The sequence below is a fragment of the Streptomyces sp. SudanB25_2051 genome (assembly GCF_964272635.1).
GTDB lineage: Bacteria > Actinomycetota > Actinomycetes > Streptomycetales > Streptomycetaceae > Streptomyces.
Map to the genome: position 1 here is coordinate 1,056,497 of NZ_OZ186787.1, position 15,960 is coordinate 1,072,456.

Below are 15,960 nucleotides of genomic sequence, written 5' to 3' on the forward strand. Positions count from 1 at the left end.
GCGGGCCCACCGCGGGCTTGTACGGGTGGAGAGCCGGGCCCCGTACGGTGAACGGCCGGCCACGCGCTGTGCGTGGCCGGCCGTCCGGTGTCCGCCGCTCCGGGGCCGGGGCACCGGAGCGGACGGGTGGGTTCAGGTGACGTCGTCGTAGCCGTTGACGCGGTGCGCGGGCGCGGTGTCGGGGGCCGCGGACGCCTGCTCCGGCAGGGCGGGTGCGGCGACCGGTTCGACGGGGGCGATCGGCTCGGGCGTGAGGTCCAGCGGGGCGGCCTCGTCGTCGTCCAGCTCGGGCTCGCGGCGGCGCCTGCGGCGGTCGTTGAGCAGGGCGAAGCCGACGGCGCTGAAGTAGAGCGCGGTGAGCGGCACCTGAAGGGCGATCATGGAGAGCGGGTCGGTCGGCGTGACGACCGCCGAGAAGATCGCGATGCACATCACCATGCCGCGCCACCAGCCGAGCATCTTCTTGCCGCTGACGACCCCGCCCAGGTTGAGCAGGATGAGCAGCAGGGGCAGCTGGAAGGCGAGGCCGAAGGCGAGGACCAGCTTCACCGTCATGCCGATCATGTCGTCGACGGTGATGTAGTTCACCGAGCCCTCGACGCTGAAGCTGAGGAGCAGCGGCACCGCGTGCGGCAGGATCCAGTACGCGAGGTAGGCGCCCGCGAGGAACAGCGGCGTGCCGATCACGACCGTGGAGATCGCGTACTTCTTCTCGTTCTTGTGCAGTCCGGGCGCGATGAACGCCCACAGCTGGTACAGCCAGACCGGGGCGGACGCGACGAGGCCGGCCATGATGCCGACCTTGACGTACGTGGTGAACGGGGACGTGATGCCGATCTGCGACAGCACGGCGCAGCGGCCCTCGCGCGCGGCCGCCTCGAGCTCGCTCAGGCAGCGGGGTACGGGGGCGCTCAGGAACTCGGCGAGGTCCTTCGAGAAGAACAGCGCCACGATCATCAGCGGGATGAAGGCCAGCAGGGACTTGACCAGCCGGTTGCGGAGCTCACGCAGATGCTCGACGAGGGGCATCCGCCCCTCGGGGTCCTTGGGCTTCTTGCGGGCAGACTTGAGCAACCCACGTCCTTCTCTCCGAGGGCCGTCCGCCGGGCGGCCGGCCGCGTGCCTGTGGTGAACCGTGAAGCGCGTGCGCCGGGTCAGCCCTGGGCGGTGCGCTTGGGCTCTTCCACCGGGCGGGCGGACGCGGCGTCACCGGGCGCGGCCTGGATGATCCGGGGCGCGGCGGTCTGCTCGGCGGTGCCCGCCTGCGACGCGTCCTTGGCGCCCTCGTTCTTCATCGCGGCGGCCTCGCTCTTGAGGATGCGGGCCGACTTGCCGAGCGAGCGGGCCACCTCGGGGAGCTTCTTGGCCCCGAAGAGGAGGACGATGAGACCCACGATGATGGCCGCCTGCCAGATGCCGACCTGACCCATGACTGCCTACCTTCTGACCGAGGTCACCTGTACCGGAGCGGTGCGGACGCACGACTGCGGGCCGCCCGCGCGGGCATTCATCGTAACCCTCGCCGGTGAACGCCCGGCAATCCCCCGGCGTACCCCCGGTGAGCGGGTCAGGCGCCGGGTGTGCGGGGGGTGCCGGCCGGTTCGGAGGCCGGTGCGCGGCCCGGCAGCGCCTCACCAGTGCGGGCGAGGTTGACGGCCGCCCGCTCCAGCTCCTCGGCGGCACTGTTGATGCGCTGTGTGGTGCGCGTCACTTGACGGCCGAGGCGCTGGGCCTCGATGAACACCCGGATGCCGAGGACGCCGAGTACGGCGATCCCGAGGAACCCCAGGGCGACGGCGAGCATGGGCCAGAACATGGGCAGAGCCTAGACGGTGTCAGACGGTGGAGTGGAGGCGCAGCGTCCGCACCCCGCCGCCGGTGAGCAGTTCGACGATGCGCTCGCCGGCGGGCTTGCGGACCGCCGAGCCGCACTCGGGGCAGGTGAAGGAGTAGAAGGTGGTGCGGCGGCTGGCGCCGATGGCCAGCCGCAGCGAGCCGGGGGACAGTTCGAAGCGGGCGCGGCACTCGGGGCAGGCGGCCTTGAAGAGGACCGTGCGGCGCGGCTGCGGGATGCCGGGCAGCAGCGACGTGTTCCCCGTGTCCCCCATGGCTTCCTACCTTTCCGGTGTGCGTGGTTCGGCGTGTCGGGCGCCCGGGTGTCAGTCCCGCGGGTCGTCGTACGCGGCGAGCGCCTCGCGCGCCGCGCGGCGGGCGCTCTCGGCGAGGCCGTCCGGGGAGACGATGCGCCCGTCGCGCCCGAGGCGCAGCGCGAGGCGCCGCAGCGAGGCCGGGTCGGGGGTGCGCAGGGTGATGCGCAGCCCGCCGTCGGGCAGCTCCTCGGCGCTGTCGTGGGGGTAGTACTCGGCGACCCAGCGGCCACCGGGCCCGACCTCGATCACGACCTCCGGGTCGTCGGCGGACGGCTGGACGAGGCCCTCGGACAGGTCCCGCAGCTCGATCTCCGGGGGCGCGGACGGCTCGTCCAGGATGCGGATCTCCGCGACCCGGTCGAGGCGGAAGGTGCGCCGCGCCTCGGACAGCCGGCACCACGCCTCCATGTAGGTGTGGCCGACGGCGAACAGCCGGATCGGGTCGACCTCACGCTCCGTCAGCTCGTCGCGCGCCGGGGAGTAGTAGCGCAGCCACAGCCGGCGCCGCTCCGAGATGGCGCGGTCGACCTCGGCGAAGACGCCGCCCTCGGATTCGAAGGTGACCGACAGCCGGGAGCTGGCGCCGGCCGCCTCCCCTGCGGCGGCCTCCAGCTTGGCGGTGGCGCGCAGCAGTGCCTCGCGGTCGCTCTCGCGCAGGCCGGGCAGGGTGGCGACGGCGCGGGCGGCGACGAGCAGGGCGGTCGCCTCGTCGGCCGCGATGCGCAGCGGCTGGGCGACGTCGTCGGCGTTGTGCCACCAGATCTGCTCGCCGTCGGTGTCGATGTCGAGCAGGTCGCCGCCGCGGAAGCTGGTGCCGCACATGGGCAGGACGTCGAGGTCGGCGATGAGCTCGGCCTCGGTGATGCCGAAGGCGCGGGCCACGTCGCCGACGTGGGCGCCGGGGCGTTCCCGCAGGTAGGTCACCAGGGAGAGCATCCGCCTGGTCTGGTCGATCGCGTTGGTGGCCATCGCTCGCTCGGTCCGTCCGTTTCCTCGTGTGCCCGCGGTCAGCTGCCCTTGGCGACGGCGCGCAGCCGGTCGACCACGTCGGCGCGCAGGTCCGCCGGCTCCTGTACGACGACGTCGGGGCCGAACTCGACGAGCCAGGCGTCCAGGCCGTGGCCGTAGGGGATCTCCAGCTCGTCCCAGCCGTCGCCGCGGTCCCGTACGGTCAGGGCGCGGGCGCGCAGCGGGTAGCCGCAGTCGGCGCGCAGCCGGATCAGCGCCGTGCGGGTGGCGCTCTCGCCGGCCCAGCGCTCCACGGCCTCGCGGACGGTGGACACGTCGGGCACGGGCGCGGTGAAGGCGCCGGCGCGGGAGCGGACCTTGCCGGTGATGCGGGAGAGGCGGAACACCCGCTGGGCGCCGCGGTCGCGGTCCCAGCCGGCCAGGTACCAGTGGCCGCGCCAGCACTCCAGGGTCCACGGCTCGACGTGCCGGGTCTCGGCGTGCGCGGAGTTGGACTTGCGGTACTCGAAGACGACGGGGCGGCGGTCGCGGCAGGCGAGCATCAGCGGTTCGAAGGCGGCCTCGTGGACCGGGATGCGCGGTTCGAGGGCGCCGGGCCGGTCGTCGTACGGGTCGTCCGCCTCGGGCATGCCGGCGGCGCGCAGCTTCTGCAGGGCTCCGCTGGCGGCGCCGGCGAGGCGGGCCTGCTGCCACACCTTGGCGGCGAGGGTGAGCGCGGCGGCCTCTTCGGCGTCGAACTGGATGGGCGGGAGCCGGTTGGAGTCGCGGCGGGCCAGGTAGCCGGTCTCGCCGTCGAGGTTCTCGACGGTCTCGATGACCAGTCCGAGCTCGCGCAGGTCGTCCTTGTCGCGCTCGAACATGCGGTTGAAGGAGTCGTCGGCCGGGGAGGGCCCGCCGTCACCGGGGCCGAACGCCTCGACGTACGCCTCGATGGAGCCGCGCAGCTCGCGCTTGCTGAGCGGCCGCCGCGTGCCCAGCAGGCACAGCGCGAGATTCATCAGCCGCTCGGCCTTGGCAATGGCCATCGACGCCCAGCACCTCTTCGTATGGAGTCCGTATCGCCCGATGACCGTACCGCTCCGGGCACTCCGTCACCAAGTGGCGCCGGATTCGCCTCGAACGTCCGCAAGGCGACGGGGCGAGGGCCCGCACCTGGGGTGCGGGCCCTCGGGACGCGCGGGGCGCGATCAGACCGCGACGAGGTCGCAGACGAAGATCAGCGTCTCGTTGGGGCCGATCTTGCCGCCGGCGCCGCGGTCGCCGTAGGCCAGGTGCGGCGGGATGATCAGCTGGCGGCGGCCGCCGACCTTCATGCCCTGGACGCCCTGGTCCCAGCCGGGGATGACCTGGCCGACACCGAGCTGGAACTCCAGCGGCATGCCGCGGTTCCAGGAGGCGTCGAACTCCTCGCCGGAGGAGAAGGACACACCGACGTAGTGAACCTTCACCTTGTCGCCGGCCCTGGCCTCGGGGCCCTCGCCGACCCAGATGTCCTTGATCTCCAGCTCCGCCGGCGGCTCGCCGCCCGGGAAGTCGACCTCGGGCTTCTCGATGTTCACGTCAGTGCTCCTGTTGATCGTTTGTGCACAACCCGCACAGTCTTACATCTTCGCCAGGATGTCGAGCGTGAACACCAGCGTGGAGTTGGCCGGGATCTCGCCGGAGGCCTGGTCGCCGTAGCCCTTGTCCGGGGGAACGACCAGCATGACGCGGCTGCCGACCTTCTTGCCGGCGAGGCCCTCCTGCCAGCCCTTGATCAGCTGCTGGAGCGGGAAGGCGGCCAGCTGCTGGCGGGAGTAGCTGGAGTCGAACTCCTTGCCGCCGTTCCACAGGACGCCCTTGTACTGCAGGAGCAGCCGGTCGGTCGGCTGGACCTCTTCGCCGTCGCCCTCCAGGACGTACTTCGCCACGAGCTTCTTGGGCGCGGCGCCCTTGGGGACGGTGACGCTCGGGGCCTTGCCGTCCGTGTTGGTGCCGACCTTGGGCAGGGCCGCGTCGTCCTGCGGCACCTCCTTGCCCTTGGCGGAGGACTTGCCGTTGAAGGTCTCCTCCAGGTCGATGACGAAGACCATCGTGTCGGTGCCCTTGATGTCGCCGCGGCCCTCGGAGCCGTAGCCCAGGGCCGGCGGGACGGCCATCTCGACGCGGCTCCTGGTCTTCTTGCCGACCAGGCCCAGGCGCCAGCCGTCGATGACGCCGCCCTGCTGGAGCTGGATGACCAGGGGCTGCTTGCGGTCGTAGGAGTTGTCGAAGACCTTCGCGGTGTCCCAGATCTGGCCCAGGTAGTGGGCGCGGACGTAGTCGCCCTCGGCGACCGTCGTGCCGGAGCCGGCGATGAGCGTCTTGACCGCCAGGTCGGTGGAGGGCTTCCCGGTGCCCTTGGCGACGGTCGGCTTCTCGCCGAACTTCTGCCCGTCCGTGACGGCGGGCAGCGGCCCGTCCACGATCTTCGCGGACGCACCCGGCTCCGGTGACGCCGACGGGCTCTCGGCGACCTTGTCCTTGTCCTGGTCTGACTTGTCGTCGCCGCAGGCCGACAGGGTGAGAAGGCCGGCGGGCACGGCGAGAAGGAGGGAGCGACGACGCACGGGAAGCCTCGTAATCTGGTCGGGGTCGATCTTGTGTTGGGTGCGCGCCACTCTACGGCGTGCGGACGGTGCCGCACGAGGAACGTGCGTACCCCTGCGCAACGTTCCCCCCGAGGGGGAACCGGCGCCCCACGCGCCGGGCCCCGCACCGCCGGAGCGGTGCGGGGCCCGGTTCGGCGGGACGCGGTCACATCCCGGCGATGAGCTTCTCCACCCGGTCGTCCACCGACCGGAAGGGGTCCTTGCACAGCACCGTGCGCTGCGCCTGGTCGTTCAGCTTCAGATGGACCCAGTCGACCGTGAAGTCCCTGCGCTGCTCCTGGGCGCGCCGGATGAAGTCGCCCCGCAGCCGGGCCCGGGTGGTCTGCGGCGGGACGGACTTGCCCTCGAAGATCTTCAGGTCGTTGCAGACGCGGGCGGCCTGCCCCTTCTTCTCCAGCAGGTAGTACAGGCCCCGCCGGCGGTGGATGTCGTGGTACGCGAGGTCTATCTGCGCGATCCTCGGGTGCGACATGGTCATGTTGTGCTTGGCCCGGTACCGCTCCAGGAGCTTGTACTTCATGACCCAGTCGATCTCGGTGCCGATCCGGTCCAGGTCCTCGGCCTCGATGGCGTCCAGGGTGCGGCCCCACAGCTCCAGGACCTGCGCCACCGTGCCCGTGCGGATGCCGCGCCGGTCGACGAAGTCGGCGGCCTTCTCGTAGTACTCGCGCTGCACCTCCAGCGCGGACGCCTCGCGGCCGCTGGCGAGGCGGACCTTGCGGCGGCCGGTGATGTCGTGGCTGACCTCGCGGATGGCCCGGATCGGGTTCTCCAGGGTGAGGTCGCGCATGACGGTGCCGGCCTCGATCATCCGCAGCACCAGGTCGGTCGCGCCGACCTTGAGCAGCATCGTCGTCTCCGACATGTTCGAGTCGCCGACGATGACGTGCAGCCGCCGGTAGCGCTCGGCGTCGGCGTGCGGCTCGTCGCGGGTGTTGATGATCGGCCGGGAGCGGGTCGTCGCCGAGCTGACGCCTTCCCAGATGTGCTCCGCGCGCTGGCTGACGCAGTACACGGCGCCGCGCGGGGTCTGCAGCACCTTGCCCGCCCCGCACAGCAGCTGGCGGGTGACGAGGAACGGGATGAGGATGTCCGCGAGCCGCGAGAACTCCCCGTGCCGCGCCACGAGGTAGTTCTCGTGGCAGCCGTAGGAGTTTCCCGCCGAGTCGGTGTTGTTCTTGAAGAGATAGACGTCGCCCGCGATTCCCTCCTCGTGCAGGCGGCGTTCGGCGTCCACGAGGAGACCTTCGAGAATGCGCTCGCCGGCCTTGTCGTGCGTGACCAGTTCGGTCACGTTGTCGCATTCCGGCGTCGCGTATTCCGGATGCGAACCCACGTCGAGGTAGAGGCGGGCGCCGTTCCGCAGAAAGACGTTGCTGCTGCGGCCCCATGACACGACACGGCGGAAGAGGTAGCGCGCCACTTCGTCAGGAGACAGTCGGCGCTGTCCCCTGAACGTGCACGTGACGCCGTACTCGTTCTCCAGCCCGAAAATGCGGCGGTCCATGACAGAACATTACGCCTGACGGCCCTCGCTGAAACCGGGTTCGACCGTACCGTTTCGATCATTTTCCGATACACGCACCGGTTCTCCCGCTTCCGGCCGGTCCGCGGCGGCCGGAACGGCCAGCACCCGGCGGGTCGCCACCAGCACCAGCAGCGCCGCCGCTCCCCCGGCCCCGGCGACCGCGAAGCTCCACGGCACGCCCGCCAGCTCGACCGCCGGTCCGGCCGCCGCCGAGCCGGCCGCCGCGCCCACGCCGAAGGTCGTCACCAGCCACGAGAACGCCTCCGTGACCGTGCCGCGCAGCGCGTGCCGGTCCACGACGATGAACGCGCAGGCGATGGCCGGGGCCAGGAAGACCCCCGCCACGGCGGCCAGCGCGGTCATCGCGACCACACCGGGCACCAGCACCAGCGGCAGATAGCCCAGCGCCAGCAGCCCCACCAGCAGCCGCAGCCGCGCCTCGGGCTCGCCCGCCCACGGCCGCGCGCCGTACACCAGGCCGCCGGCCAGCGCGCCGACCCCGAGGGCGGCCATCAGCGCCCCGTACACGGTGTCGCCGCCGTGCAGGTCGGAGTAGGCGAGCGCGGCCACCGTGATCGATCCCATGGCGAGGCCCACGAAGAAGAACGCGGCCAGCAGCGCGAGCAGCCCGGGCGAGCGCAGCGCGCCCAGCCAGTGCGCCTCGCGCGGCTCGGAGCGCCAGGCGCGCGAGGGGGCCGACGCGACCACCGACAGGGCGCCCAGCACACCCGCAACGTTGATCAGCAGCAGCGCGGCCGCCGGGGACCACAGCCAGACGAGGACGGTCACCAGGAGCGGGCCGACCGTGAACATGACCTCCTGCGCCACGGCGTCCAGGGCGTACGCGCGGTGCACCCGGTCGCCGCCTCCCAGGACGCTGGGCCACAGGGCCCGCAGCCCGCCCTCCAGCGGCGGGGTGAAGAAGCCGGCCACGACGACCGCGGCGAACGCGACGGGCAGCGAGCCGATCCCGGCCGCCGCGAGCCACGCCATGCCGAGCGCCGAGACGAGCGCGGCCGGCAGCTGGACGCGGGGCTGGCCGTGCAGGTCGACGGCGCGCCCCAGCAGCGGCTGCCCGGCCGCCGTCGCCAGCCCGTACACCGCGGCGAGGGCGCCGGCGAGGCTGTAGCTGCCGCCCTCCGCGCGGGTGAATAGGGCGATCGCGATGTGCGCCGTGCCGCTCGGCAGCCGGCCGACGAGCGTGCCGGTCAGCAGCCGCAGCGCGTGCGGCGCCCTGAGTATGTCGGCGTACCCGCCGCCCGCCGCAGCCATCGCCCACTCCTTCTCCCTCGCGGCTCCGCGAGGTTTTACGTATAACGTCCGACGTCATACGTACCATGTCCGCAAGCCGCGGGTCCACCCGCGCACCTGGCCGGCCGCCCCGCGCGGCCCTGGAGAACACCCACGGAGGCGGACGCGCGTGAAGGCGCAGGAACCCGGCGGCGGGCCCCGCCCCACCAGCCGCGACGTCGCCGGCGCCGCCGGCGTCTCACAGGCCACCGTCTCCCTCGTCATGGGCGGCAAATGGCGCGGCCGGGTCTCCGAGCGCACCGCCGACCTCGTCCGCGACACGGCCCGCCGCCTCGGCTACCGCCCGAACCTCGCCGCCCGCAACCTCCGCCTCGGCCGTACGCGCACCGCGCTGCTCGTCGTCCCGGCCCTCACCAACGAGTTCTTCGCACGCGTCTACACCGGCGCCTCCGCCGTCGCCGCCCGCCACGACTTCGGCGTCGTCCTCTACCCCTCCCCCGAGGGAGTCGGCCCCGCCAGGGACCCCTTCGCCTCGGCCCGCGCCGCCCTGGACGGCATCATCGCCTCGTCCATGGCCACCGACGCGCTGCACGCCTTCCGCGACACGGACCTGCCGCTCGTCATGCTCGACAGCGACCCCGCGGACCCGGGCTCCGCCGCGCAGGTCAACCTGGCGATCGCCGACGGCATGCGGCAGGTGACGGACCATCTGCTGGGCCTCGGACACCGCCGGTTCGTCCACCTCGCGTCCGCCGTGCCCTCCTGGACCTTCGACGTCCGCGCCCGGGCCCTCGCCGCCGCCCTCGACCGCCCCGGCGTCACCGTACGGACCGTCCCCGCGCCGCTCGACGTGCCCGGCGCCCGCGAGGCCGCCACCCGCGCCCTGGCCGCGCCCGGCCCCCGCCCGACCGCCCTGGTCTGCGACGACGACCTCATCGCGGCCGGCGCCTGCAAGGCCGTACGCCGCCTCGGACTGCGCGTGCCCGAGGACGTGTCCGTCACCGGCTTCGACGACCTGGCCCTCGCCACGGCGGTCGAGCCGGAGCTCACCACCGTCTCCCTGCCCGCCGAGCGGGTCGGCGAACGCGGCATGGAGGCCCTCCTCGCCGTCCTGGAGGGCGGCACCCCGCCCACGGGCGATCTGCCCGTGACCCTGCGCGTGCGCGCCTCCACCGCCCCGCCCCCGGCCGGCTGACCCCGCGCGCCTCCGCCCCGGGACCCGCGCCCGGGTACGGCGAAGCCCCGGCCCGCCCCGCCAGGGGGCCGACCGGGGCTTACGGCTCGCGCGCGGGCGCCTACTCCTCCGAGCCGTCCGCCTCGTCGTCCGCCGCGTCCGTCGGGGCCGTCGCCGGCTCCTCGGCCGCCAGCAGCCGCGACAGCTGCCGGCCCACGATGCGCTTGAACTTCCGCGACTGCGGACGCGTGCGGTCCAGCACGGCGACCTCCAGGCGCTCGGCGGGGATCTCCCGCTCGCTGCCGTTCGTGTCGCGCGACAGCGCCTGCACGGCCAGCTTCAGCGCCTCCGCCAGCGACATCCCGTCCCGGTGCCGCTGGTCGAGGAAGCTGCTGATCTGCTCGGCGTTGCCGCCGACGGCCACCGAGCCGTGCTCGTCCACGATCGAACCGTCGTGCGGCAGGCGGTAGATCTGGTCGCCCTCCGGTGACGTGCCGACCTCGGCGACGACCAGCTCCACCTCGTACGGCTTCTCACCGGCGCTGGAGAAGATCGTGCCGAGCGTCTGCGCGTACACGTTCGCCAGCCCGCGGGCCGTCACGTCGTCGCGGTCGTAGGTGTAACCGCGCAGGTCCGCGTAGCGCACACCGCCGATGCGCAGGTTCTCGTACTCGTTGTACTTGCCCGCGGCGGCGAAACCGATCCGGTCGTAGATCTCGCTGAACTTGTGCAGCGCGCGGGACGGATTCTCGCCGACGAAGACGATGCCGTCGGCGTACTGCATCACAACAAGGCTCCGGCCCCGCGCGATGCCCTTGCGGGCGTATTCCGCCCGGTCGGCCATGGCCTGCTGGGGTGAGACATAGAACGGCGTCGACACCGGCTATCCGTCCCTTTCTGTCAGTGGCGAGAACATCGGGAGCAGCATCAGAGCAGCTCGGCGCGCGGGCCGTCGGGCTGGTTCATCCGGCGCTCCAGCACGGAACGGGACACGTCCGACGCCTCCGCGTCCGTGAGGCGGCGGAAACCGTCCTCCGTGATGACCGTCACGATCGGGTAGATGCGGCGCGCCACGTCGGGGCCGCCCGTCGCCGAGTCGTCGTCCGCCGCGTCGTACAGCGCCTGCACCACCAGCGTCACGGCCTGCTGCTCGGTGAGGTCCTCGCGGTAGAGCTTCTTCATCGATCCGCGCGCGAACAGGGAGCCCGAGCCGGTCGCCGCGTACCCCTGCTCCTCGGAGCGGCCGCCGGTGACGTCGTACGAGAAGATGCGGCCCTTCTCGCGGTCCACGTCCCAGCCGGCGAACAGCGGGATCACGGCGAGGCCCTGCATGGCCATGCCCAGATTGCCGCGGATCATGGTGGACAGGCGGTTGGCCTTGCCCTCCAGGGAGAGCTGGGCGCCCTCCACCTTCTCGAAGTGCTCCAGCTCCAGCTGGAACAGCTTCACCATCTCCACGGCGAGGCCCGCCGTGCCGGCGATGCCCACCGCCGAGTACTCGTCGGCCGGGAAGACCTTCTCGATGTCGCGCTGCGCGATCATGTTGCCCATGGTGGCGCGCCGGTCGCCGGCGAGGACGACGCCCCCCGGGAACGTGGCGGCGACGATCGTCGTGCCGTGCGGCACCTCGATCGCGCCCTGCACGGGAGGCAGGTTCCGGCGCCCGGGCAGCAGCTCCGGCGAGTGCTCGGCGAGGAAGTCCATGAAGGACGAGGACCCGGGCGTCAGGAAGGCAGCCGGCAGACGCCCGGTGCTACGGGTGTTGGCTTCCACGAGTTCCCCTCCACAGATGCGACGGCCCGCCTGATGACGCCTGGGTCATCTGTCAGCTTGCCGATGGCCGATTGCAGTTGAAGCACAGTACGCCACGGACCTTACCCGCACCGCGGCGAAGATCCACATGCTGTCCGGGGATGCCGGGGCCGGGCCGTGCGGGCACGTCGGCAACCCCCCTGAGCTGCGGCTTCGATTCTCCCGGGCGTCGTCGGCCGGCCCCGGGGCGCACCGCCGGACGCGGTGCGCCGCCCCGGGCGCGGGGAGAGCGAACGCCGCGCGCGGCCCGGTCGTGCCGCACCGCGCGCGGCGCCTCGCCCCCGCCTCTCGCCTGCACCCCCCGGCGGTCGGTGTCGCAGGTCAGGCGGCCGTCACTGGCCGCCCTTCTGCACGAAGGACCGCACGAAATCCTCCGCGTTCTCCTCGAGGACGTCGTCGATCTCGTCCAGGACGGAGTCGACGTCGTCGCTCAGCTTCTCGTGGCGCTCCTTGAGGTCCTCCGAGGCCTGTGCCTCGGGTGCCTGGTCCTCGACCTCCTCGGTGGAGCGCGTGGCCTTCTGCTGGCCGCCGCCGGTGTCCTTGGTCGCCATATCCCTCACCCCGCTCGGAATTGCCCGCTTGGTCAGGTGTCTCAAGATCAGACCCTACAAGCCCGGTCTGACATCGGCCCTGTCTTTCTCGACGTCCGGGGCCCACTTTCATGATTCCCCGCGACGGCCTTCCGAAAGCGCTTCTCAGCCGCCCGAAAGGACCCGGACCAGCTCCTCCGCCGTGCGGCAGCGGTCGAGCAGCTCCTTCACGTGCGCCCGGGTGCCCCGCAGGGGCTCCAGGGTGGGCACCCGCTGGAGGGTGTCGCGCCCCGGCAGGTCGAAGATCACCGAGTCCCAGGAGGCCGCGGCCACGTCGTCGGCGTACTGCTCCAGGCAGCGGCCGCGGAAGTAGGCCCTGGTGTCCTCCGGGGGCTGCTTCTCGGCCCGCTCCACGTCCGCCTCGTCCAGCAGGCGCTTCATCCGCCCGCGGGCCGCCAGACGGTTGTACAGGCCCTTGTCGGGGCGTACGTCGGCGTACTGGAGGTCCACCAGGTGGAGGCGCGCGGCGTCCCAGCCGAGGCCGTCGCGGCGCCGGTAGCCCTCCATGAGCTCCAGCTTCGCGACCCAGTCGAGCTCGCCCGCGAGGCTCATCGGGTCGTTCTCCAGCCGGCTGAGCGTGTCCTCCCAGCGGGTGAGGACGTCGGCCGTCTGCTCGTCCGCGTCGGCGCCGAAACGGTTCTCGACGTACTTGCGGGCCAGCTCGCAGTACTCCATCTGGAGCTGCACGGCGGTGAGTGTCCGGCCGTTGCGCAGCGTGATCACGTGCTGGAGCGTCGGGTCGTGGGAGACCTGGTGGAGCGTGCGGACCGGCTGGTCGACGGCGAGGTCGACGGTGATGAAGCCGTCCTCGATCATCGACAGGACGAGCGCGGTCGTACCCAGCTTCAGATAGGTCGAGATCTCCGAGAGGTTCGCGTCGCCGATGATCACATGGAGGCGGCGGTATTTCTCGGCGTCGGCGTGCGGCTCGTCCCGGGTGTTGATGATGGGCCGTTTGAGTGTCGTCTCCAGGCCGACCTCGACCTCGAAGTAGTCCGCGCGCTGGCTGATCTGGAAGCCGTGCTCCTGGCCGTCCTGGCCGATGCCTACGCGGCCGGCGCCGGTGACGACCTGGCGGGAGACGAAGAAGGGCGTGAGGTGGCGCACGATGTCCGAGAACGGGGTCTCCCGCTTCATCAGGTAGTTCTCGTGCGTGCCGTAGGAGGCGCCCTTGTTGTCGGTGTTGTTCTTGTAGAGGTGGATCGGCTGGGCGCCGGGCAGCTGCGCGGCCCGTTCGGCGGCCTCGGCCATGATCCGCTCGCCGGCCTTGTCCCACAGGACGGCGTCGCGGGGATTGGTGACCTCGGGGGCGCTGTACTCCGGGTGGGCGTGGTCCACATAGAGCCGGGCGCCGTTGGTCAGGATGACGTTGGCGAGGCCGATGTCCTCGTCGGTGAGCTGGCTGGAGTCGGCGGCCTCGCGGGCGAGGTCGAAGCCGCGGGCGTCCCGCAGCGGGTTCTCCTCCTCGAAGTCCCAGCGGGCGCGGCGCGCCCGGTGCATCGCCGCCGCGTAGGCGTTGACGATCTGGGACGAGGTGAGCATGGCATTGGCGTTCGGGTGGCCGGGGACGGAGATCCCGTACTCCGTCTCGATGCCCATTACTCGCCGTACGGTCATGCGGCCCTCCTTGCCCGGCGGCGTCCCCGCGCGGAAACGGCGCCCGAGTACCGGTTCTCCGATGCGTGTGCGGTGCCCGACCCCGCACTGCGCGAATCGGCGGTACGGATGAGCCTAGAGCGCCTTTGCGCTGAGGGGGAGATCGATTGCGTCATTGCTGGGGTGTGGTCCGTATCTGGCGGTACCCCGGAATGCGGCCGGCTGCGGATGCCCTTCCCCCTTTCGGGGGTCGTCCTCCCCTTTTCGGAGGTCCGGGGACATCCGCAGCCGGTTCTGCGCGCTCCTACAGGTACTGGCCGGTATTCGCCACCGTGTCGATGGAGCGACCGGTGTCCGCGCCCTGCTTTCCGGTGACGAGTGTGCGGATGAAGACGATCCGCTCGCCCTTCTTTCCGGAGATGCGGGCCCAGTCGTCCGGGTTGGTCGTGTTGGGCAGGTCCTCGTTCTCCTTGAACTCGTCCACGCACGCCTGGAGGAGGTGGGAGACGCGGATGCCCTTCTGGTTCTGGTCGAGATAGGCCTTGATGGCCATCTTCTTCGCCCGGTCGACGATGTTCTGGATCATCGCGCCGGAATTGAAGTCCTTGAAGTACAGGACTTCCTTGTCGCCGTTGGCGTACGTGACCTCGAGGAACCGGTTCTCCTCGGATTCCGCGTACATCTGCTCCACGACCGACTGGATCATGGCCTGCGCCGCGGCCTCCTTGGAGCCGTTGTGCTCGGCGAGGTCGTCCGCGTGGAGCGGCAGCGACGGGGTGAGGTACTTGGCGAAGATGTCCTTGGCGGCCTCGGCGTCCGGACGCTCGATCTTGATCTTCACATCGAGGCGGCCCGGGCGGAGGATCGCCGGGTCGATCATGTCCTCGCGGTTGGAGGCGCCGATCACGATGACGTTCTCGAGGCCCTCGACACCGTCGATCTCGGCGAGCAGCTGCGGGACGATCGTGTTCTCCACGTCCGAGCTGACGCCGGAGCCCCGGGTGCGGAACAGGGACTCCATCTCGTCGAAGAAGACGATGACGGGGGTGCCCTCGGACGCCTTCTCGCGGGCCCGCTGGAAGACCAGGCGGATGTGCCGCTCGGTCTCGCCGACGTACTTGTTGAGCAGCTCGGGGCCCTTGATGTTGAGGAAGTAGCTCTTGCCTGCGGGCTGCCCGGTGACCTCCGCGACCTTCTTGGCCAGGGAGTTCGCGACGGCCTTGGCGATCAGCGTCTTGCCGCAGCCGGGCGGGCCGTACAGCAGGATGCCCTTCGGGGGCCGGAGCTCGTGCTCCTTGAACAGGTCGGGGTAGAGGTACGGGAGCTCGACCGCGTCGCGGATCAGCTCGATCTGGTTGCCCAGGCCGCCGATCTTGTCGTAGTCGACGTCCGGGACCTCCTCGAGGACGAGTTCCTCGACCTCGCTCTTCGGGATGACCTCGTAGACGTAGCCGGAGCGGGGCTCGAGCAGCAGGGCGTCGCCGGGCCGGATGGTGGCGTCCAGCAGGGGCTCGGCGAGCCGTACGACTCGTTCCTCGTCGGTGTGGCCGATGACCAGGGCGCGCTCGCCGTCCTCGAGGATCTCCTTGAGGGTGACGATGTCCCCGGCGCGCTCGAACTCCATCGCGTCGACCACGTTGAGCGCTTCGTTGAGCATCACTTCCTGGCCCCGCTGGAGCTGGTCGAGCTCGACGCTGGGGCTCACGTTCACCCGGAGCTTGCGGCCCCCGGTGAAGATGTCGCACGTGCCGTCCTCGTTGGCCTGCAGGAAGACGCCGAAGCCGGCCGGGGGCTGGGCAAGACGGTCGACCTCCTCCTTGAGGGCCACGATCTGGTCGCGGGCCTCACGGAGTGTGTTGGCGAGCCGCTCGTTCTGCGCGGACACGCCGGCCAGGTTGGTCTGCAGCTCGACGATCCGCTCCTCGAGAATCCTCGTGTGTCGCGGAGAGTCGGCGAGCTTGCGTCGCAGGACGGCGATTTCCTGCTCGAGATAGGCAACCTGGCCGGCGGGGTCTTCAGACCCCCGCCCCGGCCGGATGCCGCGGTTGATGTCGTCGTCGTGGGCTGCCACGGTCCTCACCTCCTCCAAGGGGAGCTGGACGCTTCCAGACCCTACCTGCGTGGGTGGTGATTGAAACCCCTAGATCACAAAGACTCTCGAGGTGTGTCCGATCTTCACCCTTGCGCTCTCCCCCACGTCAAGGGAATACCCACCCATCAACATCGGAAAGCGGGCCGGTTGTATCGTCGTCAGTGGCCA

The 15,960-nt window shown here is 71.3% G+C and carries 15 protein-coding genes and 1 pseudogene; 1 reads left to right on the top strand and 15 read right to left on the bottom strand.

Annotation, left to right across the window (positions count from 1 at the left end; translation table 11 throughout):
* Positions 1-132: 132 nt before the first annotated feature.
* The 10 genes and pseudogenes from tatC to ACSUPT_RS04700 form a co-directional block, all read right to left on the bottom strand.
* Positions 133-1,074: a twin-arginine translocase subunit TatC gene (gene tatC, locus ACSUPT_RS04655; RefSeq protein ID WP_351963081.1), complete on the bottom strand. Its 942-nt coding sequence runs from the start codon at positions 1,072-1,074 to the stop codon at positions 133-135.
* A gap of 80 nt (positions 1,075-1,154) precedes the next feature.
* The gene (gene tatA / locus ACSUPT_RS04660; protein ID WP_351963082.1) at positions 1,155-1,430 is read right to left on the bottom strand and encodes a Sec-independent protein translocase subunit TatA; all 276 of its coding nucleotides are present in this window, start codon (positions 1,428-1,430) and stop codon (positions 1,155-1,157) included.
* A 194-nt stretch (positions 1,431-1,624) separates the two neighbouring features.
* Positions 1,625-1,816: pseudogene (locus tag ACSUPT_RS04665) on the bottom strand (hypothetical protein); the annotation flags it as partial.
* A 19-nt stretch (positions 1,817-1,835) separates the two neighbouring features.
* Entirely contained in the window at positions 1,836-2,108 is a 273-nt protein-coding gene (locus ACSUPT_RS04670) for a hypothetical protein (RefSeq protein ID WP_351963083.1), read from the bottom strand.
* A 51-nt stretch (positions 2,109-2,159) separates the two neighbouring features.
* Entirely contained in the window at positions 2,160-3,119 is a 960-nt protein-coding gene (locus ACSUPT_RS04675) for a helix-turn-helix transcriptional regulator (RefSeq protein WP_351963084.1), read from the bottom strand.
* A 38-nt stretch (positions 3,120-3,157) separates the two neighbouring features.
* Positions 3,158-4,144 carry a helix-turn-helix transcriptional regulator gene (locus ACSUPT_RS04680; protein WP_351963085.1) on the bottom strand — a complete coding sequence of 329 codons (987 nt, stop codon included), beginning with the start codon at positions 4,142-4,144 and terminating at the stop codon, positions 3,158-3,160.
* Between the two features lie 162 nt (positions 4,145-4,306).
* A complete protein-coding gene (locus ACSUPT_RS04685) occupies positions 4,307-4,678 on the bottom strand; it encodes an FKBP-type peptidyl-prolyl cis-trans isomerase (protein ID WP_351963086.1) in 372 nt (123 codons plus the stop codon).
* Positions 4,679-4,720: 42 nt separating this feature from the next.
* Positions 4,721-5,707, bottom strand: a complete 987-nt coding sequence (locus tag ACSUPT_RS04690; RefSeq protein WP_351963087.1) for an FKBP-type peptidyl-prolyl cis-trans isomerase — start codon at positions 5,705-5,707, stop codon at positions 4,721-4,723.
* Between the two features lie 187 nt (positions 5,708-5,894).
* The gene (gene pafA, locus ACSUPT_RS04695) at positions 5,895-7,256 is read right to left on the bottom strand and encodes a Pup--protein ligase (RefSeq protein WP_023589522.1); all 1,362 of its coding nucleotides are present in this window, start codon (positions 7,254-7,256) and stop codon (positions 5,895-5,897) included.
* A gap of 9 nt (positions 7,257-7,265) precedes the next feature.
* Positions 7,266-8,549, bottom strand: coding sequence for an MFS transporter (locus ACSUPT_RS04700; RefSeq protein ID WP_361662888.1), 1,284 nt, complete (start codon positions 8,547-8,549; stop codon positions 7,266-7,268).
* Positions 8,550-8,697: 148 nt separating this feature from the next.
* Between ACSUPT_RS04700 and ACSUPT_RS04705 the strand changes: the two genes are divergently transcribed.
* Positions 8,698-9,723 carry a LacI family DNA-binding transcriptional regulator gene (locus tag ACSUPT_RS04705; protein ID WP_351963089.1) on the top strand — a complete coding sequence of 342 codons (1,026 nt, stop codon included), beginning with the start codon at positions 8,698-8,700 and terminating at the stop codon, positions 9,721-9,723.
* 100 nt (positions 9,724-9,823) lie between these two features.
* Here the strand turns inward: ACSUPT_RS04705 and prcA are convergent, their stop codons facing one another.
* The 5 genes from prcA to arc all read right to left on the bottom strand — a co-directional run bounded on the left by prcA (position 9,824) and on the right by arc (position 15,771).
* Positions 9,824-10,582 carry a proteasome subunit alpha gene (gene prcA, locus ACSUPT_RS04710; RefSeq protein WP_351963090.1) on the bottom strand — a complete coding sequence of 253 codons (759 nt, stop codon included), beginning with the start codon at positions 10,580-10,582 and terminating at the stop codon, positions 9,824-9,826.
* 47 nt (positions 10,583-10,629) lie between these two features.
* Positions 10,630-11,475 carry a proteasome subunit beta gene (gene prcB, locus ACSUPT_RS04715; protein ID WP_436943515.1) on the bottom strand — a complete coding sequence of 282 codons (846 nt, stop codon included), beginning with the start codon at positions 11,473-11,475 and terminating at the stop codon, positions 10,630-10,632.
* A 371-nt stretch (positions 11,476-11,846) separates the two neighbouring features.
* A complete protein-coding gene (locus ACSUPT_RS04720; protein ID WP_023589517.1) occupies positions 11,847-12,065 on the bottom strand; it encodes a ubiquitin-like protein Pup in 219 nt (72 codons plus the stop codon).
* Between the two features lie 144 nt (positions 12,066-12,209).
* Positions 12,210-13,721 (bottom strand): depupylase/deamidase Dop, encoded by a 1,512-nt coding sequence (gene dop / locus ACSUPT_RS04725; RefSeq protein ID WP_351963092.1) that lies wholly within the window; start codon positions 13,719-13,721, stop codon positions 12,210-12,212.
* 283 nt (positions 13,722-14,004) lie between these two features.
* Complete coding sequence (gene arc / locus ACSUPT_RS04730; RefSeq protein WP_351963093.1) at positions 14,005-15,771, bottom strand: proteasome ATPase; 1,767 nt, start codon at positions 15,769-15,771, stop codon at positions 14,005-14,007.
* Between the last annotated feature and the right edge of the window lie 189 nt (positions 15,772-15,960).